The sequence below is a fragment of the Streptomyces sp. NPDC006294 genome (assembly GCF_042870895.1).
Taxonomy (GTDB): Bacteria; Actinomycetota; Actinomycetes; order Streptomycetales; family Streptomycetaceae; genus Streptomyces.
Map to the genome: position 1 here is coordinate 1 of NZ_JBIAHV010000008.1, position 26,990 is coordinate 26,990.

The window sequence follows — 26,990 nt, forward strand, 5'->3', positions numbered from 1 at the left end:
AGGCCCGGACAGGACGCCTTCGACGTGGCCGCATCGTGCGACCGGCTGCGGCACTCGTTCGCCATGTACGGCGTCACCTCGCGTGAGATCCGCTCGGGTGTGGTCGAGCTGCGGATGACCGGCTACGACGTCCTGGCCCGGGTGCAGATGCCCGCCAAGCTCGACCGCGTGCCGATGCACGTCCCTGTCGCTCTGCGCGAGGACGGAGCCGTCCACTACCGCGACTACCGCGCCTGCCCGCACGCCCTGACCATCGGGGCCACGAAGTCCGGCAAGTCCGTCTACCAGCGCAACCTGGTCGCCGAACTCGCCGCCGAGAACGTGGCCTTGGTCGGCATCGACTGCAAGCAAGGGGTGGAGCTGTTCCCGCTGGCCCGCCGGTTCTCCGCGCTGGCCGACAACCCCGACACCGCCGCCGAACTCCTCGACGCGCTCGTCACGCACATGGAAGGCGTCTACCAACTGATCCGCGCCGACCAGCGCATCACCGCCGACATCCCCGACGCAGAGATCGCCGCCGACATCTGGGACCTGCCCGACCGACTGCGCCCGACCCCGATCGTCCTGCTCGTCGACGAGGTCGCCGAACTCGCCCTGTTCGCCACCAAGGAAGAGGAGAAGCGCCGGGACCGCATCATCACCGCGCTCGCCCGCCTCGCCCAGCTCGGCCGCGCCGCCGGCATCTATCTGGAGATCTGCGGACAGCGCTTCGGCTCCGAACTCGGCAAGGGCATCACCATGCTCCGCGCCCAGCTCACCGCCCGCACCGCCCACCGCGTCAACGACGAAACCAGCGCGAACATGGCCTTCGGCGACATCGCCCCCGACGCCGTCCTGGCCGCCATCTCCATCCCGACCGACACCCCCGGCCTCGCCGTCACCGGCGACTCGACCGGCGGCTGGGCCCGCATCCGCACCCCGCACACCTCGATGCGCCAGGCCGTCAACGCCTGCAACCGGCACGCCCACCGCACCCCGAACCTGCCCGGCCTCGCCGCCTTCCGGCCCGAACTGCCGCCCACGGTCTCGCTCGTCAAAATCCCGGCCCAGGCAGAGGCACCCGCCTCCGTCTGACCCGCCCCCGCATCCCGGTCGGCGCGACCGTCTCGCGCCAGCTCCCTACCCCCGCCATGCCCAAACGCCCTGCAAAGGAGGTGAAGACATGACCCGCAAGCTGCGCATCGACGCCGTCCTGGTGCAAGCCGTGATCGCCGGGGCCCTGTCCTTCGCCCACCTGCACGACCTCGCCGCCGCTGCCGGACAGACCGGATGGAAGGCATGGGCCTACCCCGTCTCCGTCGACCTGCTCCTGGTCGCCGCCTGGCGACGACTGCGCAACGACGGACCCTCCCGGCTCGCCTGGTGCTGGTTCCTCATCGCCCTGGTCGCCTCGCTCGGTGCGAACGTCGCCACCGCCGGATTCCTCGACCTCCAACACCCACCCGCCTGGCTGCGCTTCGGCATCGCCGGATGGCCCGCCCTCGCCTTCCTCGGCGGCACCCTCCTCGCCCACTCACCCGCCGCGACCGACCCCGCCCATGAGCCGGCTCCCGTCCCTGAGCCGGAGACCGCCCCGGCCCTGCCCACAGCGCCCGAGCCCGCCCCGGCTCCGCCGGTCCCGGCCGCGCTCGTCGACCACGCCCGCAAGGTCGCCGACGACCACCAAGCCCGTACCGGCACACCGATCGACACCGACACCCTGCGCGCCCGCCTCGGCGTCCCGGCCCCGATGGCCGACGCCATCGCCGCCCAACTCGCCTGACCTCGAAGGGAGAAGCACCCGTGACCCGTGAACCGGCCGACCTGACTGCCGCCGACTACCTCGACAGTGCCCGCGAGATGACCGCCGCTGACCGGCCTTATCTCGCGCACCTGCTCGCCGAGGAAGCCGCCCAGCTCACCGGCGACCCGGCCACCGCCGCCGGTATCCGCGCCACCTACCCCGACCCGACGACCACCCGAACGGAGAGCGACTGACATGCCCGCCCGCGACCACTTCCACTCCGTCATGCGGATCGGCCCCGTACAGATCGGCACCCACCGCGACCGGCACGGCCGCACCAAGCACGCTGCCGTCTGCACCGCCGACCGCTGCGGCTGGTCCGCCGACTTCTCCAGCTCCTCGGCCGCCCAGCTCGCCGCCCGCACCCACCGCTGCCGCATCTCCGACTGAACGGGAGACCACCGCCATGGACGTTCCGCTCTGGCTCGCCCTGATCGTCGTCGGCGCCCTCGGCATCAAGCTCATCCGCCCGCCCTGGTGGCTCGTCGCCGTGCTCCTCCTCGGCGGCTTCCTCCTCGCCGACAGCCTCCTGGCCCCCGTCATCGACACCGCCATCAGCAAGTAGCCCACCGCAGAAAGGAGAACCACTCATGTTCCGACCGAAGATCCCGACCATGCCGACCCCCACCGGCATCGTCACCCCGCCCGCCGTCGAGCCGACCGCGATCGTTCAGCACACCGCTGCCCCGGCTCCGGTCCCCGTCGCCCCGGCGGCACCCGCCCGGCCCACGGTCCAGCTCACCCCCGGCACCGCGCTCGCCCTCGTCGGTGGCGGCACCGCCGTCGTCCTGGTCGTCGGCGCGGTCCTGGTCTCGATGCTCCTGGCGGTCGCCGTCACCGCGGCCTCGGTCGCCGTATGCGCGCTCGTCGTCCGCTCGCTGATCGCCTCCGAGCACAAGCGCCGCTGACCGGCCCCCGGGGCGGTCTCAACCGCCAAGTCTCGCCCGCCCCGGGAGCCGTGCCCCAACCCATCGCAAAGGACAAGAAGGGACACCCATCATGGCCCAGCCCACCACCACGCCCGCGCGGGTCTGCTCGAACTGCGACGGCTTCCCCACCGTCCGCGTCACCCTCGGCGGCCGCGACCGCCGGGGCAACCTGCGCACCATCACCGTCCACTGCCCCGCCTGCCACGGCACCGGCACCCGCCCCGCCCGCCGGCCGATCCCCGCCCGCATCGAGGTGGCCGCGTGACCCACACCGCCACCGCGGCGAGCCTGGACCCGGCCACCCTGGACGACGTCCTCCGGGTGGCCGGGTCCCCCGGCTTCGACCGCTGGAAAGACCAGATCCACCGCACCGGCGGCTGCTCCGACCCCATCCACCTCACCGGCTGGACCCTCGCCAAGGACAAGACCACCGGCGAGACCCTGCGCCGCTACTCCACCGACACCGAACCGGACGGACGGCTCCGCGTCGCCTGCGGCAACCGCCGCGCCTCCCGCTGCCCCACCTGCGCCTACACCTACGCCGGAGACACCTACCACCTCATCCGCGCCGGACTCGCCGGAGACGAGTCCAAGGACATCCCCGCCACCGTCCGCGACCACCCGCGCGTCTTCGCCACCCTCACCGCCCCGTCGTTCGGCCCGGTCCACAACCGGCCCGACCGTGGCGTCTGCCGCTGCGGCACCCACCACGCCGACGACGATCCCGCCCTGGGCACCGCCATCGACCCGGCCACCTACGACTACGCCGGGACGGTCCTGTTCAACAACCACGCCGGACAGCTCTGGCAGCGCTTCACCACCCGCCTGCGCCGCGAGATCGCCGCCCGCGCCGGGCTCACCCAACGCGAACTCAAAGACGCCCTGCGCCTCTCCTACGGCAAGGTCGCCGAGTTCCAGAAGCGCGGCGCGATCCACTTCCACGCCGTGATCCGCCTCGACGGACCCGACGGCCCCGACACCGCCCCGCCGTCCTGGGCGAGCGTGCAGCTGCTCGACGACTCCATCCGCGCCGCCGTCGCCCACTCCTACACCTCGATCACCGTCCCGGCCGCCGGGGACCAGCCCCGCCGGCCTTTCCGCTGGGGCACCCAGCTCGACATCCGCCCCGTCAAAGCCTTCGGCGACGGTACGGACATCACCGAGCAGGCCGTCGCCTCCTACGTCGCCAAGTACGCCACCAAGGCGGCCGAGTCGACCGGCAGCCTCGACCGCCGTATCGGGAACCGGGAAGTGCTCGACCTCCTGGACGTGCCCGACCACCCCCGCCGCCTCATCGAGGCCTGCCTCGACTTGGCCCCGCTCTACCCCGACCGCAAGCTGGGCGCCTGGGCTCACATGCTCGGCTTCCGCGGCCACTTCTCCACCAAGTCCCGCCGCTACTCCACCACCCTCGGCGCGCTGCGCCAGATCCGTGCCGACTACCGCGCCGCCCAGGAACACGACGCCCTCGGCGACCCGGACACCGTCCTGGTCCTCGCCTCCTGGGAGTACGCCGGGCACGGCCATACCCCCGGCGAGTCCGCCCTCGCCGCCACCATCGCCCGCGACATCCAACTCAACCGAGAAACCGCCCGCGAAGCCCTGCAAGACCAACTCGCCCTGGAAGGAGTGACCGCATGACCACCACCGTGATCGAGCGGAAGTGGCACACCACCGCAGAGGTCGCCGACATGCTCGGCTTCGGCCTCTCCAAGACCAAGATGCTCGTGCTCACCGGGGAGATCCGCTCCGTGAAGGTCGGCCGCAACCGCCGCATCCTCCCGGCCTGGGTCGACGAGTACGTCGAGCGGGTCACCACCGACGCCGAAGGGTGGGCGGCATGAGCGGCAAGCGGGGCAACGGGGAGGGCTCCATCTACCCCTACAAGAACGGCTACGCGGCCTACGTCTGGGTCACCAAGCCGGACGGCAAGCGGGCCAGGAGGTACGCCTACGGCAAGACCCGCGAAGAGGTCCACGACAAGTGGCTCAAGCTCCACGCCGAAGCGAAGAAGGGCCCGGTGCAGACCGCACACCGGACGCTCGCCGCCTTCCTCGCCTACTGGCTGGACTCAATCGTGAAGCCCAACCTCGCCCCGCTGTCGTACGTCTCGTACGAGGGGTACGTACGGCTCTACATCGGCCCGTACCTCGGTGCGAAGCGGCTCGACAAGCTGACCGTCCGGGACGTGCGCGAGTGGCTGACCAAGCTGGCGACCGTCTGCCAGTGCTGCGCCCAGGGCAAGGACGCGAAGCGGGAGCCCAACCGCCGCAAGTGCTGCGCGGTCGGGGAGTGCTGCGAGTCGTACCCGTCCCGGCGGGTGATCCAGGGTTCCCGCGATGCGCTGCGGGCCGCGCTCACCCATGCGGTTGCGGAGGAAGAGATCAGCAAGAACGTCGCCTCCCTCGTGAAGGTGCCCAAGCCTCGCCGCCGCCGGGTCAAGCCCTGGTCGGTCGCCGAGGCGGGCCAGTTCCTCACCGACGCCGCTGCCCGCGATGACCACCTCTTCGCGGCCTGGGTGCTCGTGCTCTGCCTCGGGCTGCGCCGCGGGGAGGTGTTGGGCCTGACGTGGAAGTCCGTCGACTTCGAGAACGGGGAGCTGTACGTCGACCACCAGATCCAGCGCGCCGGGCGGCAGATCCTTCACCGCGAGACCAAGACCGAGGACTCGGACGACTTCCTCCCCCTGCCGGCACTGTGCCTCAAGGCCCTGCGGATGCGCCGCGCCCAGCAGCTCGGCGACCGGAAGGCCGCCGGGGAGCTCTGGCAGGACACTCACGGCCTGATCTTCACCACGAAGTACGGCACCCCGATCGAGCCGGGCAACCTCACCCGCATGTTCGCCCTTCGTGCTCGCCGCGCCGGTCTGCGGGCCATCCCTCTACGGAACACCCGGCACACGTGCAGCTCGCTCCTGGTCGCCCTCAAGGTCCACCCGAAGGTGGCACAGCGCATCCTGCGGCATTCGCAGATCGCCATGACGATGGAGGTCTACGCCGAAGCGAGCGAGGAAGCGGTACGCGCCGCGATCGGCAAGCTGTCCGACGCGATGGGCGGCACCGGCTGACAGCGATCGGCACGGTTGCTGTACTTCGCTGCTGTACGGCCCAACGCGAGAGGCCCCCGGATCATCTCCGGGGGCCTCTGGCCTGCTGTGCACTCGGCAGGATTCGAACCTGCAACCTTCTGATCCGTAGTCAGATGCTCTATCCGTTAAGCTACGAGTGCTTGCCCGCGGCGTCAGCCGCTGGTATTACCGGCGGGCTTTCGGCCCGGTCGGCGTTGCGGGAACAACATTACATGACCTGCGCCGCGACGCGAAATCCATTAGCCGCACCCCGCCTGACCTGGGCAAATACCCGAACGGGTGTATCTGCGCGGGCCCGGGAACGACCGAAGCCCCGGCCTGGTGGCCGGGGCTTCGGTGATCAGCTGGCGGAGGCGGAGGGATTTGAACCCTCGATGGGCTTTAAGACCCAAACCGCATTAGCAGTGCGGCGCCATAGACCGGACTAGGCGACGCCTCCAGCACACCCGCACACGTGCGGGTGGTGCGTGCAGATGATGACACAGCCCAGTGGCGTGTCACCAATCGCCGTCCACGGTACTAGGCACCGGGGCCGCAGAGCAAAGCATCTTCGGTTGCGCAACGCCGGGGCCTGAGCAGCGTTAGACATGCCGGGGCCCATCACGGCCCCCGCCGGAGCCAGTGACCTTCCCAGGAGCCCCCATGCTGCGCCGCCTCTTCCTCACCGCAACCGCGTCCGCCGCCGCGCTCGCCGCGGCCGTGCCCGCCGCGGGAGCCGCCGCCTCCCCGCTGCCGCTGCCCCTGTCGCTGCTGGAGAGACCGGAGCGGCTGACCGTGATCGTCTCGGAGACGGGCAACGCCCGCACGGACGGCAGATACGAGCTCGAGTGCGGGCCCGCCGGCGGGACGCACCCGTCGGCCGAGTCGGCCTGCGACCGCCTCGAAGAGCTTTCCCGAGAGCGCCAGGACCCTTTCGCCCCGGTGCCGACGAACCGGATGTGCACCCAGCAGTTCGGCGGGCCGGCCACCGCCCGGATCACCGGAATCTGGCAGGGACGTCACGTCGACGCCACCTTCAACCGGAGCAATGGTTGCGAGATCTCACGCTGGCAGAACCTCCAGCCGGTACTGCCGGACACCAGGTCATAGGCCGACGGCGCACGTCGTGCGCACACATCCTTGGTGAGAGCTCCCCCTCATCCGCCGTCCCGGCCGCCGCCGCTGCCCTTAGACTCCCTTCAGTGACAGGCCGAGGCCCGAGGGGCAGGATGGGACAGGCCGTCCGCAATACGCAGTTGGTCAGGGAGGAACCGTCGTCGTGAGCAGCAGGCCATCCCGAGGCGCTGCTCGCCTCGCAGCCATACTCGACGCCCTCCCGGACGGGCTCGTCCTCGTCAACGCCAACGGCACGGTCGTCAACGCCAACACCATCGCGCTCGAACTCTTCGAGACACCGGGCACCGCCCTCGTCGGGCGGGGCCTGCTCGATCTGCTGCCCGAGTTCGACTCCCGGCTGATCCCCGGCTCGATGCGCCGGCCCGACGCCGCCGACCACCGGGGGCGTACCAAGCCGACCCGCATGATCGCGCGGCGTACGGACGGCGGCGAGTTCCCGGTCGAGGTGACCAGCGCGAGCCTGGAGGACGGGCGCGAGGCCTACGACTCGTACAACGCGTACACCGGCGACGAGCTGCTGATGCTGGTCGTCCGGGACCTGTCGGGGACCGTGGACACCGAGGCGGAGCTCGCACGTTCGCAGCGGCAGACCGAGATGATCCTCCGCGCCGCGTCCGAGGGCGTGGTGGGCACGGACACCGACGGGCGGGTCGTGCTGGTCAACCCGGCCGCCGCGCAGATCCTCGGCTTCCGTGCCAGCGACCTCGGCGGCCACGAGCTGCACCCGCTGATCCTCCACTCGCGGGCGGACGGCGAGCCGTTCCCGTACGAGGAGTCGCCGCTCGCCGACACCCTCAAGTCCGGCCGCAAGCACCGGGTGCGCGGCCAGGTGCTGTGGGCCAAGAACGGCGACAAGGTCTCCGTCGACCTGACGACCGCACCGGTGCGCGACGGGGACCAGCTGGTCGGCGCGGTGATGACGTTTACCGACCGGCGGCCGTACGAGGAGCAGGCGCAGAAGCACGCCGCGGAGCTCACGGAGACGACGGAGCGGCTCACGACGGAGCTGGCGGAGACGACCGAGCGGCTCACGGCCGAGCTCGACGCCACGTCGGAGCGGTACGAGGCCGAACTGGCCGACAAGGTGGACCGCTACACCGCCGCGCTGGAGAACGGCGCGGAGCGGTACGCCGAGCTGGCCGCCCGCCACGCGCAGCTGACCGCCGTGCTGGGGGAGTCGCTGCGCGGCCCGCTGGAGGAGCTGCGCACCGAGTTGAGCACGCTGGCGGCCGACCCGGCCGGCCAGCTGTGGCCCGAGGCGAACCAGATCCTCCACCATCTGGCCGCCGGTTACGCCCGGATGACGACACTTGTCGACAATGTCCTCAGCTACCAGCTGCTCGACATGGGCGCCGAACAACTCACGAAGTCCAACGTGCTGCTCGACGCCGTCGTGACGGCCGGCGTCGAGGGCGCGATCGAGCTCATCGGCCCCGGGCGGGCCCAGTTCGCCGTGCACGCGCCGCCGATCGAGGCCGAGGTCGACGGAGGCCGTCTGGCCACGGCACTCGCGCACCTGGTCGCGGACGTGGCGGGCGTCGACTCGACCGGCAAGGCCAAGCTGCCCCCCGGTGGCGGATACGTGGACTCGACCGTCGTGGTCGCGGCCGCCCAGCGCGGCGACGTCGTACGGATCGAGGTGCGCGGCCCGTTCGCCGGGGGCGACCCGGTGCACGAGCCGATCGTGCGCGGGATCGTACGGGCGCACGGCGGAGTGCTCCAGACGCACGAGGTGCCGGGCATGAGCGGCAGCGCGTACGTGCTCGAGGTGCCGCTCGGCGAGGGGGCGGGGTCGGTCACGCCGCCCGCCGCGGCCCCCGACCGGATGCCCGCCCTGCCCGCCCAGCAGTCGGCGGAGCCGTCCGTACCCGCTCCGCCGTCCGGGCCGGTGGCGGTCCCCGCGAACACGATGGGCGGTGGCGGTGGCCGCCGCCGCGCCCGACGGGCCTCCACGGACGCGTTCCTGGAGAGTCCCGTGGCCATGGAGGACCCGGTGGCGGCCGCGCCGCCGACCGGGCGGCGCCGCGCGGCACAGGCGGACGCGGAGCTCATTCCCGCCCAGGGCACCGGCGAGGACACGGGTGAGCGCCCGACCGGAAACGGTGGGACCGGGCGCCGGCGTGGCCGCCCCAGCCCCGCCGAGAACAGCGCCGTGGCCCTGCGGCCCACGGAGGGCTCCGTGGTGACGGCCGCGGAGGGCGCGAGCGGACGGGCCGCACGGGGGGAGACCGTGCCGCCGCAGGGCGTGCCGGTCGACGCCCACGGCGTCCAGTCGGCTCCTTCTGGGCGGCGCGCGCGCAGGGCCGTCGAGAGCGGCCTGCCCAGGCCGGCGGAAGGGCAGCAGGGCCCGTCGTCCGCGCAGTCGCCGCAGCCCGCACAGCCCTCCCCGGCTTCTCAGCCCCGTCAGCTCCCACAGTTGCAGAGCGCGCTGAGCATCCCGGACGCCCAGGCGGCGCAGAGGGCCCAGGACCCGCGCGAAGCCCACAACCCGCAGCCGGAGCCCCAACCGCAGGCCCAGCACACGCCGCAGCCGACCGGCCGTCGGGCCAGGCGGGCGCTGGCGGCCGCACCGGCCGAGGCCGAGGTCGAGAGCAAGGCGCCGCGTACGGCGTTCGCGCTGCCGCCCGCCGAGGCCGACAGGGCACCTGCCGCGGCGGCCGACTCAGCGGCGGAGCGGCACGACGCCGTGGCCGGGACCCCGGACGCCCAGCACCACACGCCGCCGCAGCAGCACCCGGTTCCGACGGGACGCAGGCGCGCGCGCAGCGACACGCAGCCGCCGCAGCTTCCGGCGCAGACTCAGCCCCCGCAGGACCCGGCTGAGGCGGCGACGGGTCCGGCCGGGCCGCCTGCTCCCGGCGGTCACGCGGTGCCCGGTCAGGCGGCCCATGGACAGGACGGCAGGCCGGGCGGCACCGGTACGCCGGCCGCACCCGCCGCCGTGCCCTCCTCCGACACCGGGTCCGTGTCGCTGCCCCTGCCGCCCGCGGCCCCGACGCCGGCCGAAACGCCGGCGCAGGCCCAGGTGCCGGCCGAGGCGCAGGCACCGCAGCCGCAGCCGCAGCCGCGGGGAGCAGACGGACCGCAGCCCACCGCGCTGCCCTCAGCCCAAACTCCCCCGCCCGCGGCCGCACGGGTCGCGCAGCCTCTTCCCGAGGAGCAGCCGGCGCCCGCGGACTCCACCCAGGGCCGTGCCTTCAGCGTGCGCACCCTGGGCCAGGGCGTCCCGTTCGCCCAGCACCTCACTCAGCAGCAGAACCAGACGCTCGGCTCCGGCCGCCGCCGGAAACTGGGCACGCGCCCGGACGCGGAGGATCCCGAGCTCGACGCCCGCCCCCACCCGCAGCCCGCGGCGTCGCCGACTCCCGCGCCGATGCCGTCCGCCGCGCCGCAGAACGGCGCCCGGCTGCCCGCCGACCCGGCGGACAACCGCTCGGAGGGCCGGGCGTACGCGATAGGAGCCCCGGACGAGGGCGCGGAGGGCCCGGAGCCGCTCGACGGCCCCGGCGGCGCGGTCGAGGTCGCCAACCGGCCCCAGCCGCAGCCCGTCGACGACGAGCTGCCCCCCGAGCCGCTGGACAACCCGCGCCGGCTGCTGGTGTGGCCCGCCCCCGACGTCTCCACCCAGCAGGCGCTCAGCGACCGCGGCTACCGCCCTGTCGTCGTGCACTCGCGCGAGGAGGTCGACGCGCAGATCGCGGCGTTCCCCGCCGCGCTGTTCGTGGACCCGCTCACCGGGCCGATCACCCGGACCGCCCTGCAGTCGCTGCGCCAGGCCGCCGTCGCCGCCGAGGTCCCGGTGCTGGTGACCGCGGGGCTCGGCCAGGCCACGCGGGAGGCCGCGTACGGCGCCGATCCGGCCGTGCTGCTCAAGGCGCTGGCGCCGCGCGACAGCGAGCAGCACCCGTCGCGGGTGCTGCTGATCGAGGAGCACGAGGAGATCGCCCTCGCGCTGACGTCCACGCTGGAGCGGCGCGGTATGCAGGTGGCGCGGGCCGGGGCCGACGCGGACGCGGTCACGCTCGCCGGCCAGATGCGGCCGAACCTGGTCGTGATGGACCTGATGCAGGTGCGCCGCCGGCGCGCCGGGATCATCGACTGGCTGCGGGCGAACGGCCAGCTGAACCGCACCCCGCTGGTCGTCTACACGTCGGCCGGCCTCGACCCGGCCGAGCTGCCGCGGCTGGCGTCGGGGGAGACGGTGCTCTTCCTCGCGGAGCGCTCGACGAGCAACGAGGTGCAGGCGCGCATCGTCGACCTGCTGGCGAAGATCGGCACCAACTGAGGCCGGACGCTTTGGACGCCGGACGCTTCAGACGGCCCAGAGGGGCCGGCGGTCAATGACCGTCGGCCCCTCTTCCGCTTCCCCGCTCGCCGCAAGGAGGCCAGGCCCGGCTCGGGCGGGCGCTCTTCTGCGGACACGGCCGGCGTCTCCCGCCGGTGCGGGGGCTACAGCTCGGTGACGTCGAGCTCGCCCTCCGCGTACTGCCTGCGGATGACCTTCTTGTCGAACTTGCCCACGCTGGTCTTCGGTACCGCCGGCACCACGGCCCAGCGCTCCGGCAGCTGCCACTTGGCGATCTTCCCGGCGAGGAACGTCTTCAGCGTCTCGTAGTCCGCGGTCGAGCCCTCCTTCAGCACCACGGTCGCCAGCGGGCGCTCGCCCCACTTGTCGTCGGGCACCGCGACGACCGCCGCCTCCGCGACCTCCGGGTGCGCCATGAGCGCGTTCTCCAGCTCGACGCTGGAGATCCACTCGCCGCCCGACTTGATGACGTCCTTGGCCCGGTCGGTCAGCGTCAGATAGCCGTCGGGGCTGATCACGCCGACGTCGCCGGTCTTCAGCCAGCCGTCCTCGTTGAACTTGTCCTCCGGGCGGAAGTCCTCGCCGCTCGCGCCGCCGTAGTACGCGGCGGCGATCCAGTTGCCGCGCACCTCCAGCTCACCGGCCGACTCGCCGTCCCACGGCAGGAACTCCCCGCCGGGACCGACCAGGCGCGCCTCCACGCCGGCCGGGAATCGGCCCTGCGTGATGCGGTACGGCCACTCCTCCTCGGCGGTCAGCCCGGCGGGCGGGTGCGCCATCGTGCCGAGCGGCGAGGTCTCCGTCATGCCCCAGGCGTGGCAGAGCCGCACACCGAGCTTGTCGTACGCCTCCATGAGGGACGGCGGACAGGCGGCGCCGCCGATGGTGACCTGCTGCATGGACGACAGGTCGCGGGGGTTGGCGGTGACCTCGGCGAGCAGTCCCTGCCAGATGGTGGGGACCGCCGCGGCGTGCTGCGGCCGCTCCCGCTCGATCATCTCGGCGAGCGGCGCGGGCTGCAGGAAGCGGTCGGGCATCAGCATGTTGATGCCGGTCATGAACGTGGCGTGCGGCAGGCCCCAGGCGTTCACGTGGAACTGAGGGACGACCACGAGTGTGGTGTCCTTCTCGGTCAGCCCCATCGACTCGGCCATGTTGACCTGCATGGAGTGCAGGTAGATCGAGCGGTGCGAGTAGACGACGCCCTTGGGGTCGCCCGTCGTGCCGGAGGTGTAGCACATCGCCGCCGCGGTGCGCTCGTCCAGCTCGGGCCAGTCGTAGGTGGTCGGACGGTCCGCGATCAGCTCCTCGTACTCGTGGACCTGCGCCTGCGCGTCGGCGAGGAGCGAGCGGTCACCCGGGCCGGAGACGACGATGTGCTCGATCGTCGGCAGGTGCGGCAGCAGCGGCGCCAGCAGCGGCAGCAGCGAGCCGTTGACGATCACGACGCGGTCGGCGGCGTGGTTGACGATCCAGACCAGCTGCTCCGCGGGCAGGCGGAGGTTCAGGGTGTGGAGCACGGCGCCCATGGAAGGGATCGCGAAGTACGCCTCGACGTGCTCGGCGTTGTTCCACATGAGCGTGGCGACTCTCTGGTCACCGTCGATGCCGAGCTCGTCACGGAGGGCGTTGGCCAGCTGAGTGGCGCGCCGGCCGGCGTCGGCGAAGGTGCGGCGCTGCGGCTCGGCCTCGCCCGTCCAAGTGGTGATCAGCGACTTGCCGTGGATCGTCATCCCATGCTGAAGGATGCGGGTCACAGTCAGCGGTACGTCCTGCATGGTGCTCAGCACGGCGTCCTCCCGGTGGGCGCTAGCGCTACGTGGCAGAAAAGGTGGGTAGATTCTGCGCACATACCAAGCGGTATGTCACTACCCGGGGGTAACGAATCGCAGCACATCCCCGCTCAACACCGCACAGCGACGCACTCGACTCGGCCACCGGGCGCACGCCCGTATACGCACGAAGGGGGCCTGTCCGTTCGGGCGCGGGAGCCATCCGTGCAGACGGAAGGCCGTCGCTACGGATGGAGAGCGCCGTCAGCGGACCGGCGCGAGCTCCGGGTCCTCGCGCAGCTTGGTGAGCGCCCGCGACACGGCGCTCTTGACCGTGCCGATCGACACCCCCAGCACCTCCGCCGTCTGCGCCTCGCTCAGGTCCTCGTAGTAGCGGAGCACGACCATCGCGCGCTGGCGGTCCGGCAGCTTCATCACGGCGCGCCACATCGCGTCGTGCAGCACCTGCTGCTCGGCGGGGTCGATGCCCGGCACCGTCTCCGGCTCCGGCAGCTCGTCGCAGACGAACTCGTCGACCTTGCGCTTGCGCCACTGCGACGTGCGCGTGTTCACCAGGGCCCGGCGGACGTATCCGTCGAGCGCCCGGTGGTCCTCGATCCGCTCCCAGGCGACGTACGTCTTGGTCAGCGCCGTCTGCAGCAGATCCTCCGCGTCGCTCGGGTTCGAGGTCAGCGACCGTGCGGTCCGCATCAGTACGGGCCCCCGCGCCCGTACGTACGACGAGAACGAGGTGTAGGGCGTGTACGACGGCACCGGCGCGGCGGCCTTGGAAGCGCTCGTACAGACTGGCGTGGTCATGGCTCCACGCTAGAAGCGCGCCCGCCTTCGTGGATCGGCCCCAGGTCCCGAAGCGTTGTCCCCCTCAGGTTGTAGGGCCGACGGGAGCCGAACCTCCTGAAGGTGGAGAACACCCTCACGGACTACCCGGGAGCGGCCCCGAGAACCAGTCCCGACGTCGGCACACCGGTGCCCGCGGTGACCAGGGCGGTGGCCGCGCCCGGTATCTGGTTCACCGAGGTGCCGCGGAGCTGTCTGACCGCTTCCGCGATGCCGTTCATCCCGTGCAGATACGCCTCTCCCAGCTGGCCTCCATGGGTGTTGAGCGGCAGCGTGTCCCCGGCCACGAAGTCGGCCCCCTCGCCGGGCCCGCAGAAACCGAACTCCTCCAGCTGCATCAGCACGAACGGGGTGAAGTGGTCGTAGACGATCCCGACGTCGATGTCGGCCGGGGCGAGTCCCGAGGTCCGCCACAGCTGCCGGGCGACGACCCCCATCTCGGGCAGACCGGTCAGCCCGTCGCGGTAGAAACTGGTCATCTGCTCCTGCGCCCTGCCCGCCCCCTGCGCCGCGGCGAGGATCACCGCCGGCGGGCGGGGGAGGTCGCGGGCCCGCTCGACACCGGTGACGACGAACGCCTGGCCGCCGTCGGTCTCCTGGCAGCAGTCCAGCAGCCGCAGCGGCTCGACGATCCACCGGGAGGCGGCGTGGTCGGCGAGTGTGATCGGGCGGCCGTGGAAGTACGCCGCGGGGTTGGTGGCGGCGTGCCGCCGGGCGGTGACGGCGACATGCCCGAACGCCTCGGGCGACAGCCCGTACACATGCAGATAGCGCTGGGCCGCCATCGCCACCCAGGAGGCGGGGGTGAGCAGCCCGAAGGGGAGGTTCCAGCCGAGCGCCGCGCCCTCCGCGGACGGCTCGCGGTGCTGTACGCCGGAACCGAAGCGCCGGCCGGAACGCTCGTTGAACGCCCGGTAGCAGACGACGACTTCCGCGATGCCTGCGGCGATCGCCAGCGCCGCCTGCTGCACGGTGGCGCAGGCCGCGCCGCCGCCGTAGTGGACGCGGGAGAAGAAGGACAGTTCACCGATGCCCGCGGCCTGGGCGACGGTGATCTCCGGACTGGTGTCCATGGTGAAGGTGACCATGCCGTCCACGTCCGAGGGGGCGAGGCCGGCGTCGTCCAGCGCGGCCCGTACGGCCTCGACGGCGAGCTGCAGCTCACTGCGCCCGGAGTCCTTCGAAAACTGGGTCGCCCCGATACCGACGACGGCCGCCCTGCCGCCGAGCGCGTCCTTGCCCCGGATGGTCATACGCCGCCCTCCACAGGTTTCTCGGCTCCTGGGCGGATCGCCGTGCCGGGGGCTGTCGTTGGGGTGGGGGCGGTTGCTGGAGCGGGGGCGGCGGGGGCGGCTGCCGGGCGCGCGTCGGGCGCGGGGGCAGAGCGCGCGTCGGCCGCAGTGGCCGGACGGACCCGCTCGTCCGGACGGGAACCCGCGCCCGGACGAGCGCCCGCATTCGGGAGGGTCACCGTCACCGTGCCGGTGACATGGTTGCCGAGACGGTTGGCGCCGACGACCCGGACCTCGGCGGTCGTGCCGTCGAACGTATCGATCGTGCCCCTCAACACCATCGTGTCTCCCGGATGGTTGGGCGCGCCGAGCCGGATGGCCACCCTGCGCAGCACGGCCCGTGCGCCGAAGAAGTCGGTGACGTACCGGCCCACCAGGCCGTTCGTCGTCAGGATGTTCATGAAGATGTCCGGGGAGCCCTTCTCTCTGGCGAGCTCCACGTCGTGGTGCACATCCTGGAAGTCCCGCGAGGCGATGGCTCCGGCGACGATCAGCGTCCGTGTCACGGGGACGCTGAGGGGCGGCAGCTCGGTCCCGGCACCGAGGAGTCGGGCGTCCACGTCAGCCGTCACCTCCTTGCGCGGCCCGGAACACGGGCAGCTCGAACCCGCCGTCCGCGCAGGTGAATTCCAGCTCCACCGGCATCCCGATCCGCACCTGGTCGTGCGGCACGCCCACCACGTTGCTCACGATCCGCACTCCCTCCGCGAGCTCGACCAGCCCCACCGCGAACGGGGGGTCGAACGCCGGGAACGGCGGATGATGCATGACTACATAGGAGAAGACGCTCCCCGAGCCGCCCGCCTCGACCGTGTCCCAGTCCGGCGATCCGCAGCGGCCGCATCCGGGCAGCCAAGGGAAGCGCAGCGTCCCGCACCCGCCGCAGCGCTGGATCAGCAGCCGGTGTTCTGCCACGCCCTCCCAGAAGCCCGCGTTGTCCCTGTTGACCACCGGCCGCGGCCGGCTCCCCTTCGGCCTGCGCGCCCGGGGCGTGTACTTGAGGATCCGGAAGCGATGCGTGCCCGCGGGCTCCCCGTCCGCATACACGTCCGTCCGCGTGGTGACGAAGTAGCCCGTGCCCAGCTTGGTCGTCTTGCGCTCCGACACGGACTCGACCACCGCGTCGTACGTGATCCGGTCGCCCGGTCGCAGCGGCCGCAGATACTCCTGCTCGCAGTCGGTCGCCACCACCGAGGTGTATCCCGCACCGTCGAGCAGTGCGAACAGCTCGTCCTGCGCGGCGGCCCGGCCGGTGTGCCCCGACAGGCCAGGGTCGGTGTGCCCCGACAGGCCGCCCATCGTCCAGACCTGGAGCATCGTCGGCGGAGCAACGGCGTCCGGGCCGGCGTACGCCGCGTTGCCGTCCCCCATCGCCTCGCACCAGTGCCTGATCATCGGCTCGTTGACCGGGTCCTTTCCGACGCCAGAGGCAGCGGCGGCCCTCCCCTCGTACGCCCTCAGCCGTACGTACAACTCGTCGGCCACCCCTCCCCCTCCCCTGCCGCTCTGCCCTGCCCTCTCCAGAAACTGACTGTCCGTCAGTTATCGGTGGAGTGTCAAGGCCGCGAGCACCGTCCGTCGCCCGACCCCACCCCGGCGTCCCCCTGCGGGCGCCTGCGCGGCGGCGCCCCCAAGCGCCGCCGCACAGACGATCTCCTCCCCCTGCTCACACTCCCCTCGGGCCCGCCCTCACCACAGCGGCGAGAAGTTCACGGCGACGTTGTCCTGATCGATGACCGTGAACCCGAGCCCGTTGACCCCGGCGGTATTGCTCTGATTACTGGCGCCCGGTCCGGTCGCCACCTGCTGGGTGGTGGACGAGTTGCCGAAGTTGCTGCCACCGACGCCGCTGCCGGTGATGGTCGCCACCGACACATTCGACCCGTCGTTCGCGAAGCCGCCGCTGTCGGCCTGGGCCACCCCACCGAGGACCGAGAACGCGAGCGGCAGGGCGGCGGCAAAGGCGAGAACGCGGGCAGAACGGATGCTTGCCATGTCTTTCCTCCATGAAAGGGACTGCTCAAGTGCTGTGGACGTCGGGGCGGTTGGCCGACCGCACCCGACTTGATCACGACGTCGCAAGATCAGAGTTGCCCACGCGATCCCCCGCGAACCGTCCCGGAAGGGGCGATTCGCTCGCAAGCGTGATGACATATCGATAAACCCCTTTCCTGCCCCGAGAAGAGCTCCATGGCGCACTCCGCCGACAGCCCCGCACCGCCCGGGATGAAGCGTTTCTGCACACTTTGCGGCGCACCCCCTCTTCCCTTATTCGAACCTCTGTACGAACATGGACGCATGGCCATCACCGCCCGGCAGACCGCCACCCTGGCCCTCGCCCACGCTCTCTCCGCCGCGGAGCGCGGGCTCCCCGTCATCCCCCTGTCCGCCACCAAGCTCCCCGCCCTGCGCTCGCCCCACCGGGACGACCCCCACCCGGTCCTGTGCCGGGGCGAATGCGGGCTCCCGGGCCACGGCGTCCACGACGCCACCACCGACCCGGCCGCCGTGCGGGCCCTGTTCGCCGCCGCCCCCTGGGCCACCGGTTACGGCATCGCGTGCGGCCGTCCGCCGCACCGTCTGATCGGCATCGACCTCGACGTCAAGTCCTCGACCGACTCCATGGCGGAGCTCCAGCACCTGGCGCTGCGCCATCTGTTCACGATCCCGGAGACGGTCACCGTGCTCACCCCGAGCGGCGGCCGCCACCTCTGGCTCACCGGCCCGGCCGACACCGTCGTCCCCAACTCGGCGGGCCGGCTCGCCCCCGGCATCGACGTCCGCGGCACCGCGGGCTACCTCGTCGGCCCCGGCTCGGTCACCGCCCACGGCGCGTACCGCCTCGCGCCGGGCACGGCGCACCTCGCCCCAGCGCCCTGCCCGCCCGCCCTGCTGCGCCTGATCGCCGCTCCGGCGCGCCCCCGCTCCACGCCGGGACCGGCCGCCCACCACGGAGACGGGCACGGCCTGGTCCAGTTCGTTCTCGCGGCACAGGAGGGCCAACGGAACACCCGGCTGTTCTGGGCGGCCTGCCGCGCCTACGAGAACGGCCTCGGCGACACCCTGACCGCCGCCCTCACCGACGCGGCGGTCCACGCCGGCCTCTCCGAACACGAGGCCCGCGCCACCATCGCCTCCGCCGCCCGCCTCACCTCGGACCGCAGCCCCCGCTGACCGCATCGGCGCCCGCAGACGTGCCTCCGCGATAAGGGGCGTCGCAGCGGTCGCCGGCGAACTCACGGGTCCGACGGCTCGATCCGAAGCTGAGCGCAGCGCGGCGCCCTGACGGCGCTCTCACTGGCATGGGGCTCGGCCGGTTCTCCGGCCGCGGTCGGCAATCACCCCGGAATAGTGAGCGACGGCGGCGAACGTTTCGCCGGCCTCCGCAATCCGGGTGCATCCACTGCCACCTGCTTCAATTCCACCGCGAGCGCCCGCGGCTGCAGGACCACTGACCCGGGTGAATCAGGAGATCTTCCCTGCTTCCTGGCGCCGGGGAGGTGGCTGCCATCAATTGGGTTCGATGACAGGCATCGCTGAATTCACAGCGGTTGCCGCACGGATGAATGACGGCCATTCGGCTCAACATTTGGTCACACATCCCTTGGTTCATACTGATTGCTTCCGGCAACATCCCCTGCCTGAATCATCACCCGCGTTGAGCCTCTGCGTAATATGCCGCCGACAGAAGAGGCGATTCCGTTCGACGAGGAACGCCGGATGTCACCAACCCACAGGAGTTGGCTCCTCTATGAGACTAGACATTGCCGATGCGTCGCATCGGCGCAGAATGACGGCCTGGATCGCGGGGGTACTCACCCTGCTGGTCGCCGTCGCTGTTGTGGCGGTGACGCCAACACGGGCGAGCGCCGTCGCAACGCAAGTAAACCTGGGAACGGCCGAAAGCTTCGCGGTACTGGGCGGCTCCGCGGTCACCAACACCGGCCCCTCGGTGATCAACGGAGACCTCGGAGTGAGTCCAGGGTCGTCCGTCACCGGATTCCCTCCCGGAATCGTGAACGGGGCTGTGCACGTCACGGATGCTGTGGCCGCTCAAGCCCAGAACGACCTGACCACGGCGTACAACGATGCGGCCGGTCAGGCACCGGACGTGGTGTTCCCCGACGACCCTCCGGTGGAACTCGGTGGCAGGACACTGACTCCAGGCGTCTACAACGCCCCGGTCAGTGCCGCCATCACCGGCACGCTCACCCTGGACGCCGAGAACGACCCCGACGCCGTCTGGGTGTTCCAGATCGGTTCGACGCTGACGACGGCAAGCAACAGCGAGGTTTCCCTCATCAACGGCGCTTCGCCGTGCAATGTGTTCTGGCAGATCGGAAGTTCGGCCACCCTCGGCACCGACTCCGACTTCGTGGGCACCATCATGGCCCTGACCTCCATCAGTGCCACCACGGGGGCGAACATCGAGGGACGAGCGCTGGCCCGTAACGGCGCCGTGACGCTGGACACCAATGTGATCACCCGACCTCTGTGCGAGGACGACACCACCACCGCTGACGTCGCTGCCGCAACGGGCGACGACGCCGTTGCCGCCACGGGCGATGACGCCGCCGCTGCGACCGGTGACGACGCCGCAGCCGCAACCGGTGCCGACGTAGCCGCCGCTGCCGCAGCCGCAGCCGCCGCAGCAACCGGTGACGACGCAGCCGCCGTCACCGGTGCCGACGTAGCTGCCGCTGCCGCAGCCGCAGCCGCCGCAGCAACCGGTGACGATGCCGCAGCCGCAACCGGTGACGACGCAGCCGCCACAGGTGCCCACACGGGTGGCCACGACACGGGCGGTCACGACACGGGCGGTCACGACACCGGTGGACACCACACCAGCGGTCACGACGACGACCACCCCGGGAAGCCCGGCAAGCCCGACAAGCCCGGCAAGCCCGACAAGCCTGGGAAGCCCGGCCCGTATGACATGAAGCCCCAGGAAGACAAAGTGCACATGCACCACTGAGTGAGTTCTTCCCCCACGGGTCAGCGGGGGCGACGAGTCACGCTTGATCCCTTCAGCGGAATGCACGCACGGGTGGTCGCCCCCACACGCGAGTAAGGGGTGGCGCGCGGCGGATCGGCATCGATTCCGCCGCGCGCCACCCTCGGAAGCAGGAGAAGCAGGTGCGAGCAGTCGCAATGAGAAGGACGGGGTGGAGCCGTGCCGGGCGGCGTTGAGTCGACGAAAGTAAAGGATTCACAGCAGGCCGGCACTGCGTCGGCAGCGCAGGACGGTGGCGACGAACCGCGCAGGACGAATGGAAATGCAGAGCCGCCCCGTCTGCTGATCGCCGGAACGGGAATCGCGGTGGCCCTGTGCCTCGCAGTGACCCTGGTCCATGTGGTCCTGGTATTTCTGTACGTGGCGCCCTCGAACGCCATCTCCCAGGCGTACAACCAGCAGATCAATGCGTGGGTCCGGCCCTTGTTCTCACAGAATTGGCGGCTCTTCGCCCCCGATCCGCAGTCTGTCAACAGGCAGATCTCGGCGAGGGTCGCGCACACAGCACCGAACGGCACCACACAGGTGAGCGACTGGATCGATGTGAGCTCCATGGACGATGCCGCTGTCAAACACAATGTCTTCCCGAGCCACACGGCACAGAACCAGCTGCGCCAGGCCTGGAATTCCTATCTCAAAACGCATGGCAGCGACGACCAGCCGCAGTCGGAGCGGGCTCTTCTGATCCGGAAATACCTCCGCAACATCGCGGCGGACCGCGTCACCGCCCAACGAGACGGCACCTTCGACTCCATCCAGCTGCGGGTGACCACGCTGCCGATTGCCGCTCCCCGCCCGGCGGACGGATCCCGCCCGACCTCCGCGGCACCTGCGCCGGCCACAACCCGGTACCTGCCCTGGTGGAAGGTGGACTCGCATGACGCGGACTGAGAAGGCTCCGACCACGGCACCCACAGCGCCACAAGAAGCCAACGGGCAGGCTGCCGCAGGCGTGCTCCATCGTGTGCTCCAGCGCGTGCTCGACCGGACCCACGCTTCCCTCGTCCTCCTGACCGGGCGACCGGTCTCCCTGTACGCGGCGGCGATGCTGCGCATCGGGTACGGGCTGCTCTACCTCGTCTTCCTGCTCCGGGAGTTCCCGCACCGCGACGAGATGTGGGGCCCCGGTTCGCCATGGACGCCCGAACTTGCCAGGGAGATGTACGACCAGAGCGGATGGGCCAGTCTCCTCCTCCTGTCCGACAGCCCGGTGTACTTCGAGATCTGCTACGCCGTCGCTCTTGTCACGTGCGCGCTGTTCGTACTGGGCTGGCGCACGCGTGCGGTGTCCCTGCTGTTCGCGATCGTGGTGGTGTCGTTCCACGCCAGAGCGATCTACCTGGCGGACGGCGGGGACAACCTCATGGTCCTCATGGCCGTCTACCTGGTCTTCACCGCCTGCGGCCGGCGCTGGTCCCTCGACGCTCGCAGAAACCGGCTCAAGGCGGCGGCCGACAAGGCAGGCGACCCGTGGGGCAGCGGTCTCCGTCACCGACTCGGCGGCGCCCAATCCATCTTGACCACCGTGCTGCACAACTGCGGCATGTTCGTCATCGCCGCCCAGGTCTGTTTCCTCTACGGATGCGCGGGCCTGTACAAGGTGCAGGGTCACAAGTGGGCCGACGGCTCCGCCCTCCACTACGTCCTGAACATCGGCCTGTTCCGCCCCTGGCCCGAGTTGTCCCAGGCGATCGACGGCCACCATGTACTGCTCACCGTCGTCGGCTATATGACGGTGCTGGTGCAGGTCGCCTTTCCCTTCGTCCTCTTCAGCAGGCTGAAATACCCCGTACTGCTCCTGCTTCTGGGCATGCACGTGAACATCGCGGTGCTCATGGGACTGCCGTTGTTCTCCGGCGCGATGATCGTCGCCGATGCGGTGTTCCTGCCGGACCGCTTCTACCGCGCCCTGGGGCGGCTACGGCGGCGCGGCATCCGACGAACAGGCATCACTGCGGAGGAAGCCTCCCCCGACTCCGGGACGACACCTGCCGCGGTACCTCCACAGCCCGGCCGGGCAGGCGACGCACACCCCGCAGGCCTGTGAAGAACGGAGTGGGGCCGCTCCCGGCACCCGAGTGCCTCGTTCGGACGCAGTGGCTCTCGGGTCCGGGACGCAGACGAGCGACCTGGCTGGCCACACGCACCGGTCAACGGTGGGACACCCCGCCCCAGGGTGAGACAAGGTGAACGCCAAGGGCGCGGCTCCGAACCGGAGCCGCGCCCTCTGACCTGCTACTTCTCTGACCTGCAAGCGGTGGGTGTGGGATTTGAACCCACGGTGACTCGCGCCACGACGGTTTTCAAGACCGCCACGCGTAACGCGCGCGTCCTGGTCTCACCTGCAGTTATGAGCGCACGGCGACCGCTATTCAGCCCTGTGGCCCACAGATGGCCCAGTAGCCAGGCCCTCGGGGCCAGTGACAGTCTGCTGGCCGGCTGGTAACCAGAACAACGCAACCCAGCAGACCCGCGGCGGAGCTGCTCGCCACACCGAAATTTTCTTCTGCAGCAGCAGCAGCCGACAACGCAACGCCTGCGAGGGTTGTCGGCAACTGACCGCCGCCACACCTAACCGTCGACTACTGGACAGGCTCGGCCGCGCCCGGGGTGGTCGTCGATGTCGCGGGGTTGGCCGGGGTCTGTCCGAACCCGGGGGCGAGCAGCAGCGCCAGGACCATCGCCACGGCAGCCCCCGAGCCAATCGCCGTCCCCAGATCGCCGCGGCCGGCGGTACGGGCGGTGTACTTGAAGACCGTGATGCCGACGGCAATGCTCACGACAAGGAGCAGGGCCGCCAGCGGCGCGATCTGAATAGTCACGAAGTCCTCCTGGCTGTCTCCGCCGGTGACGGCGGCAACTCGTCTGCGCGCTCGCACAGACCTCGCCCCTTCGTTGGAGAGACCTGGAGGTCGACAGCAAGAAAGCTCGATCCATATGGATCGAGCTTCAAGTCGATGTCCCGAAGCCCTCCCAGAAGGGCACGGGCGCGCGGACACGCTCGGGCACGTTCTGGATGGGCAGGTCCTCGGACTGACGCCTGGAGGCGCACACCGTTGCGGGACAGTTCCGGATTCGCACCGGATCCCCCTGCGTCCAGGGCCCATTGTACGGCCACGGAGTGCGGACCACGGCCCGGAAGTGAAGGACTGAACCAGGGCAGCAGAGCGGTGCACTCCAGCCCGTGCGACCTCGAGGGTCTCGGGCGAGGTGGGCGTCTGACCGCAGTCCAGCCGCCGCCAGTCAGATGACCTCTTGCTGTCCCTGGTTGGGTTGCTCTAGCTGCTGTTGGCGCTTGCGCTGCTCTACCCTCAGCGTCTCGACGTTCTCGGCCAGTTTCTCCAGGTTGGCCGCCTCGTCCTGCTGGTTGTACGGGGAGATCGCCAAGTCAAAGGCAGTGACGTGCTGTTCGATCGCGTCGGAAGTCTGCTGAAGGTTGAAAGCGCGTTCCCGGTACTTGAAGTAGCCAGTCACCGCAGTGGTCAGCGACACGAATGCCCCGAGAGAGATCATAATTGCCTTGCCGGGCTGCGGCTGCTCGTAGACGGCCGAGGTCACCATCATGGCCACTGACGCAACGAAGAGGCCCCACTGAAAGAAGTTGTGCACCCGTCGATAACGCCGCGTCTCGCGCCGCAACCGGTCGATCTCCTGCGGGATCGACTCCCGGTAGGAGTGCTGCCGATCCTTCGAGGACCGTGCCCCGGTGGACGCTTCGAGGATGCGCCGCTCCTCCAAAAGGTCGACTTCTAGTCTCAATTCCGCAACCGACTTCGGCTCCACCCCCTTCGGCTGACCGGTGCTCATGCGCCGGCCAAAGACGAACACCACCAGGAGCAGTGCAAGGAGCACACCACCTGCCGCGTTATACGGTCGCATGTCCACCTGGCGCCAGGTCACCGCGGTGACCACTGCCGCAGCGGAGAGCAGAAGAGCTCCGGTCAGGGCCGAGCCCACGGTCAAGAAACGCGAAATCCGGGACAGCTGTATCTGACTACTCAGCGCTGCATACGTACGCCGGTAGGCCAAGGCCCGTTCCACATGGGATACATCGACACGACCAGCCTCGGCTGCGCCCTCCTCCGTATCGCCTCTCCCATTCTCGCGACCCCTATCGAAACCCTCTTTGAGAGCCTGGTCCACAATAGCCCGAAACGCTTCTTCGGAAATAACCTCTTGCCTGCCCCGCGAAGACTCTTCGGGTGCCCTCGAATACTCCAAATCGGGAGAATCTGGAATATCGCGAAGGCCACGAAGGACTTCTTCGAGGACGCCACCCCAGGTACTAGGATCTCGGAGGTCGTGATTCGCTATCACATTCCCGATAGGAACACCCAACCAGATGGTTCCCGATCCGTCTTCACAGTTGTGCCATACCGTAGCCCGAGATAGATCGTCATGATCAGGAAACACAGACCAAGCACGGAACTCCTGAACCCCCGCGGCAAGAGCAGCGTCAATGAAGCTGTGAACGTGCGACCAGTCAACGGGCTCGGGAAAGGATTCCAAAGCGTCTTTGGCGCTCAGCGTAAGATCACCATGAGCAAGTCTAGGAAGGACCTCGTACACCCACGGTTCGTAACGAAGATCCGCTTCTTCCCGAGGTTCCGGCTCGGAACCCGCAGATGAGTTGTGCTGCGTTCCGTCGAATTCGGGTTCGAGACCCTCCAGCTCCATCTCGACGTTCTCCTCGGTGTCCAGCTGCAGGTAATGGTCTGAGTCGGAGACTGGCACGGCCCCCCGGGGAGATCTCCGTATATCCGGAACCGTCCGGTACAGGCGCTCCATGCTCGCGAGCGTCTGAAATGTAATATCTCCCCATGTCGAGCCGGGAGTCGTAGGCGGCCTATGATCCTGAATGCGAACGTCTTTCCATACGCTCTCGCCGCCATCGTTGTGCTCGAATCGCACGAGGGCCCTGTCTTGGTCGCTACCGTGCGGAGCTACAGACCAGGGGGCTAGCCACTCCACGCCAGCATCGGAAGCCGCGCTGATGAGCGTTTCGACGTTCGTCCAGTTGACTGACAGGAGGGGACACGACTTGAACACGTCCCCGCGAGTGAGCTTCCGCCCCCCGTATTCGATGCGTTCGATGAGGGCGAACACCCACGGAGGGTAGTGCTCGTGCCCGTCCGCCGGCGGAGCGGGCGGGATGTCGTCAGGCATGGCATGGCCCCCCTTTCGCAGTGGCGCTCTGGGCGTCCGAATAGTGACCCCAAGGCATCCGGAAGATTACCCGTACTACTGGTGACATCTGGCTCCAACCGCGCATCAAAGAGCACGAGTTGACCGGAAGCGCACCAGGGTGCCACTGCCGCGGAAGGCCCCTACTCCGGGTAGAGCGGGAGGGCGCGATATAGGCCGCCAGGCTCGATCCTCGCGTCAGCCGTTGGGCACGATGCGGCTTGTGAAGCCATCGGCGCAGAGGCGGTCATACGCCGCAGCGACGGGATCCGGAATCTCTTGACCGATCATGAAGCGACGTTCCGGGTAGATCAGCAACCGCTGCTGGGCGCCGACCAGCATGTCGACGACGAGCCGGGGGTCTTGGATCGAGTCCACGTACTCCGCGAGAGTCATCGACGCGGAAGCACTGATCACTTCGACGTCGGGCCAGAGTTTGCGGGCCGTCGCGTAGGCGCGCCGCTCCTCATACGGCTTGCTGACCAGCACAACGGATGAGGCGTCCACGCCGAGCCCCGCCAGCAGTTCACGGGAGAATCGGATGTTCTCCCCGGTGTTCCGCGCGTTCGGTTCGACCAGGATGACGGAGGCTGGCACGCCCAACTCGAGTGCCCGCTCCCGGTAGTGCTCCCCCTCGCCTCGCGGCATCAGCCCCTCGGTTGTCCGGCTCGTGGCACCCGTGAAGACGATCAGCGGGAACATGCCGCGCTGGTACAGATCGGCCGTCACGTCAGCCACGCCCAGATCGTGACTGCCCAGTCCGATGCCCACTGAACAGGGGCGCGGATCGTGGTGCATTTGCTGGTAGTCCCATAGAAGTTGGGCATCGGACCATGCCTGTGCCGAGATCACGCCGTCACCTCCCCCGGAGCCGAGTCGGGCACCTTGAAGTCGTACTCCCACGCAAAGCGCGAGGCCGCGTGGATACCGATGGCGAACTCGACAACCGTGCCGTCAGCCGTGAACGTGGTGCGGTGCAGCTCCACAACCCACTCGCCGGGTGCCAGCTGGAGGAGCTTCGCCTCTTCCGTCGTGGGGACACGCGCAAAGAGCTGCTCTCGCATGTGGTCGACCTCGTATCCGGCGTCGTACAGAACGCGGAAGCCTCCGCCGCGGCCGGCAGGGCCGGGCGAGGGGTCAACGATGCGCGTGCCCTCAACGTGCTCAGGCCGGTAGTAGCTGGTCAGCGTGTGCGTGGGCTGGTCACCCTCCTTCACCAGGCGAGCACGCGCGTACACGTCGGCGCCGACGGGCAGGCCGTGCGCATCGGCAACCGCCGGCGGGGCTTCAACACGGGAGACAGTCTGCGTCTGCCCTCCGCGACGGTATGACCGTCCCGACGCCACCCGGTCGGCGATGAACGCCACCTGGTCACCGTCGCGCCACTTCGCCTTGTCGTACCGAGCGATGCCGAGTCGTTTCAGCGGAGCCTGCTGCCGCACCACCGTGCCGTGGCCGCGTGACGAGGTGACCAGCCCTTCCGCTTCCAGCGCCTTGTAAGCCGCGTGGACCGTGGACTTTGAGCCCTCCCCGGCCTCGACGAGGTCTCTGATGTGGGGCAACTGCTGACCGGGCGCGTACTCGCCCGACCTGATCCGGTCCGCCAGCTTGTCCGCCAGCTCCCGCCACTTCGGCGCCATTCGAGCCT

Annotated in this window: 25 protein-coding genes, 3 tRNA genes, 1 pseudogene and 1 riboswitch; of the genes and pseudogenes, 16 read left to right on the top strand and 13 right to left on the bottom strand. The window is 70.0% G+C overall.

The window, feature by feature from the left end; translation table 11 throughout:
• The 10 genes from ACFYOP_RS15375 to xerC form a co-directional block, all read left to right on the top strand.
• Positions 1-1,074 (top strand): FtsK/SpoIIIE domain-containing protein (locus ACFYOP_RS15375; protein ID WP_388451640.1); only part of this gene is annotated, 1,074 nt, incomplete at its 5' end.
• Between the two features lie 88 nt (positions 1,075-1,162).
• Positions 1,163-1,762 (top strand): DUF2637 domain-containing protein, encoded by a 600-nt coding sequence (locus ACFYOP_RS15380; protein ID WP_356893758.1) that lies wholly within the window; start codon positions 1,163-1,165, stop codon positions 1,760-1,762.
• Positions 1,763-1,782: 20 nt separating this feature from the next.
• Positions 1,783-1,977, top strand: coding sequence for a hypothetical protein (locus ACFYOP_RS15385; RefSeq protein ID WP_356893760.1), 195 nt, complete (start codon positions 1,783-1,785; stop codon positions 1,975-1,977).
• 1 nt (position 1,978) lies between these two features.
• The gene (locus ACFYOP_RS15390; protein WP_017947662.1) at positions 1,979-2,173 is read left to right on the top strand and encodes a mobile element transfer protein; all 195 of its coding nucleotides are present in this window, start codon (positions 1,979-1,981) and stop codon (positions 2,171-2,173) included.
• Positions 2,174-2,189: 16 nt separating this feature from the next.
• Entirely contained in the window at positions 2,190-2,348 is a 159-nt protein-coding gene (locus ACFYOP_RS15395; RefSeq protein WP_017947661.1) for a hypothetical protein, read from the top strand.
• Positions 2,349-2,373: 25 nt separating this feature from the next.
• A complete protein-coding gene (locus ACFYOP_RS15400; RefSeq protein WP_356893763.1) occupies positions 2,374-2,691 on the top strand; it encodes a SpdD-like protein in 318 nt (105 codons plus the stop codon).
• A gap of 91 nt (positions 2,692-2,782) precedes the next feature.
• Positions 2,783-2,977, top strand: a complete 195-nt coding sequence (locus ACFYOP_RS15405) for a hypothetical protein (protein ID WP_356893765.1) — start codon at positions 2,783-2,785, stop codon at positions 2,975-2,977.
• The gene (gene repSA / locus ACFYOP_RS15410; RefSeq protein WP_356893767.1) at positions 2,974-4,353 is read left to right on the top strand and encodes a replication initiator protein RepSA; all 1,380 of its coding nucleotides are present in this window, start codon (positions 2,974-2,976) and stop codon (positions 4,351-4,353) included. The genes ACFYOP_RS15405 and repSA overlap by 4 nt, the downstream gene beginning before the upstream one ends.
• Positions 4,350-4,556, top strand: a complete 207-nt coding sequence (locus ACFYOP_RS15415) for an excisionase family DNA-binding protein (RefSeq protein ID WP_356893769.1) — start codon at positions 4,350-4,352, stop codon at positions 4,554-4,556. Before repSA ends, ACFYOP_RS15415 begins: the two co-directional genes overlap by 4 nt.
• Positions 4,544-5,779 (top strand): site-specific integrase, encoded by a 1,236-nt coding sequence (xerC, locus tag ACFYOP_RS15420; RefSeq protein ID WP_356893771.1) that lies wholly within the window; start codon positions 4,544-4,546, stop codon positions 5,777-5,779. Before ACFYOP_RS15415 ends, xerC begins: the two co-directional genes overlap by 13 nt.
• 88 nt (positions 5,780-5,867) lie before the next feature.
• Here the strand turns inward: xerC and ACFYOP_RS15425 are convergent.
• Together ACFYOP_RS15425 and ACFYOP_RS15430 are read right to left on the bottom strand one after the other, a co-directional pair.
• Positions 5,868-5,940 (bottom strand) — tRNA-Arg (locus ACFYOP_RS15425).
• Between the two features lie 205 nt (positions 5,941-6,145).
• A tRNA-Ser gene (locus tag ACFYOP_RS15430) sits at positions 6,146-6,239 on the bottom strand.
• Between the two features lie 203 nt (positions 6,240-6,442).
• Here ACFYOP_RS15430 and ACFYOP_RS15435 point away from each other — a divergent pair.
• Together ACFYOP_RS15435 and ACFYOP_RS15440 are read left to right on the top strand one after the other, a co-directional pair.
• Entirely contained in the window at positions 6,443-6,889 is a 447-nt protein-coding gene (locus tag ACFYOP_RS15435; RefSeq protein WP_356893773.1) for an SSI family serine proteinase inhibitor, read from the top strand.
• Between the two features lie 169 nt (positions 6,890-7,058).
• Positions 7,059-11,201 carry a PAS domain-containing protein gene (locus tag ACFYOP_RS15440; protein ID WP_356893775.1) on the top strand — a complete coding sequence of 1,381 codons (4,143 nt, stop codon included), beginning with the start codon at positions 7,059-7,061 and terminating at the stop codon, positions 11,199-11,201.
• 164 nt (positions 11,202-11,365) lie between these two features.
• On the opposite strand, the gene ACFYOP_RS15445 is transcribed toward ACFYOP_RS15440, so the two are convergent.
• The 6 genes and pseudogenes from ACFYOP_RS15445 to ACFYOP_RS15470 form a co-directional block, all read right to left on the bottom strand.
• Positions 11,366-13,012, bottom strand: coding sequence for a long-chain fatty acid--CoA ligase (locus ACFYOP_RS15445; RefSeq protein WP_356893777.1), 1,647 nt, complete (start codon positions 13,010-13,012; stop codon positions 11,366-11,368).
• Positions 13,013-13,258: 246 nt separating this feature from the next.
• Positions 13,259-13,813: a SigE family RNA polymerase sigma factor gene (locus tag ACFYOP_RS15450; RefSeq protein ID WP_356893779.1), complete on the bottom strand. Its 555-nt coding sequence runs from the start codon at positions 13,811-13,813 to the stop codon at positions 13,259-13,261.
• A gap of 122 nt (positions 13,814-13,935) precedes the next feature.
• Positions 13,936-15,105 carry a lipid-transfer protein gene (locus tag ACFYOP_RS15455; protein ID WP_356893781.1) on the bottom strand — a complete coding sequence of 390 codons (1,170 nt, stop codon included), beginning with the start codon at positions 15,103-15,105 and terminating at the stop codon, positions 13,936-13,938.
• A gap of 194 nt (positions 15,106-15,299) precedes the next feature.
• A pseudogene (locus ACFYOP_RS15460) lies at positions 15,300-15,704 on the bottom strand (protein dehydratase); the annotation flags it as partial.
• A gap of 1 nt (position 15,705) precedes the next feature.
• Positions 15,706-16,629, bottom strand: coding sequence for an OB-fold domain-containing protein (locus ACFYOP_RS15465; protein ID WP_356893783.1), 924 nt, complete (start codon positions 16,627-16,629; stop codon positions 15,706-15,708).
• Positions 16,630-16,833: 204 nt separating this feature from the next.
• Entirely contained in the window at positions 16,834-17,139 is a 306-nt protein-coding gene (locus ACFYOP_RS15470) for a hypothetical protein (protein WP_356893785.1), read from the bottom strand.
• A gap of 303 nt (positions 17,140-17,442) precedes the next feature.
• On the opposite strand from ACFYOP_RS15470, the gene ACFYOP_RS15475 reads away from it, so the two are divergent.
• The 4 genes from ACFYOP_RS15475 (at position 17,443) to ACFYOP_RS15490 (ending at position 22,205) form a co-directional block, all read left to right on the top strand.
• Positions 17,443-18,318 carry a bifunctional DNA primase/polymerase gene (locus ACFYOP_RS15475; RefSeq protein ID WP_356893787.1) on the top strand — a complete coding sequence of 292 codons (876 nt, stop codon included), beginning with the start codon at positions 17,443-17,445 and terminating at the stop codon, positions 18,316-18,318.
• 616 nt (positions 18,319-18,934) lie between these two features.
• A complete protein-coding gene (locus ACFYOP_RS15480; protein ID WP_356893789.1) occupies positions 18,935-20,119 on the top strand; it encodes an ice-binding family protein in 1,185 nt (394 codons plus the stop codon).
• 198 nt (positions 20,120-20,317) lie between these two features.
• On the top strand, positions 20,318-21,049 hold the full coding sequence (locus ACFYOP_RS15485) for a DUF5819 family protein (protein ID WP_356893791.1): 732 nt from the start codon (positions 20,318-20,320) through the stop codon (positions 21,047-21,049).
• A gap of 61 nt (positions 21,050-21,110) precedes the next feature.
• The gene (locus ACFYOP_RS15490) at positions 21,111-22,205 is read left to right on the top strand and encodes an HTTM domain-containing protein (RefSeq protein ID WP_388451653.1); all 1,095 of its coding nucleotides are present in this window, start codon (positions 21,111-21,113) and stop codon (positions 22,203-22,205) included.
• A gap of 206 nt (positions 22,206-22,411) precedes the next feature.
• Here ACFYOP_RS15490 and ACFYOP_RS15495 read toward each other — a convergent pair.
• From ACFYOP_RS15495 to ACFYOP_RS15515, 5 genes are all read right to left on the bottom strand, one after another.
• Positions 22,412-22,527: transfer RNA gene (locus ACFYOP_RS15495), tRNA-Ser, on the bottom strand.
• Positions 22,528-22,740: 213 nt separating this feature from the next.
• On the bottom strand, positions 22,741-22,980 hold the full coding sequence (locus tag ACFYOP_RS15500; RefSeq protein WP_356893793.1) for a hypothetical protein: 240 nt from the start codon (positions 22,978-22,980) through the stop codon (positions 22,741-22,743).
• Between the two features lie 179 nt (positions 22,981-23,159).
• Positions 23,160-23,280: riboswitch (cobalamin riboswitch) on the bottom strand.
• A gap of 121 nt (positions 23,281-23,401) precedes the next feature.
• Entirely contained in the window at positions 23,402-25,324 is a 1,923-nt protein-coding gene (locus tag ACFYOP_RS15505; RefSeq protein ID WP_356893795.1) for a DUF4231 domain-containing protein, read from the bottom strand.
• Between the two features lie 216 nt (positions 25,325-25,540).
• Positions 25,541-26,194 (bottom strand): YdcF family protein, encoded by a 654-nt coding sequence (locus tag ACFYOP_RS15510; protein ID WP_356893797.1) that lies wholly within the window; start codon positions 26,192-26,194, stop codon positions 25,541-25,543.
• A complete protein-coding gene (locus ACFYOP_RS15515; protein ID WP_356893799.1) occupies positions 26,191-26,982 on the bottom strand; it encodes a GntR family transcriptional regulator in 792 nt (263 codons plus the stop codon). The genes ACFYOP_RS15510 and ACFYOP_RS15515 overlap by 4 nt, the downstream gene beginning before the upstream one ends.
• Between the last annotated feature and the right edge of the window lie 8 nt (positions 26,983-26,990).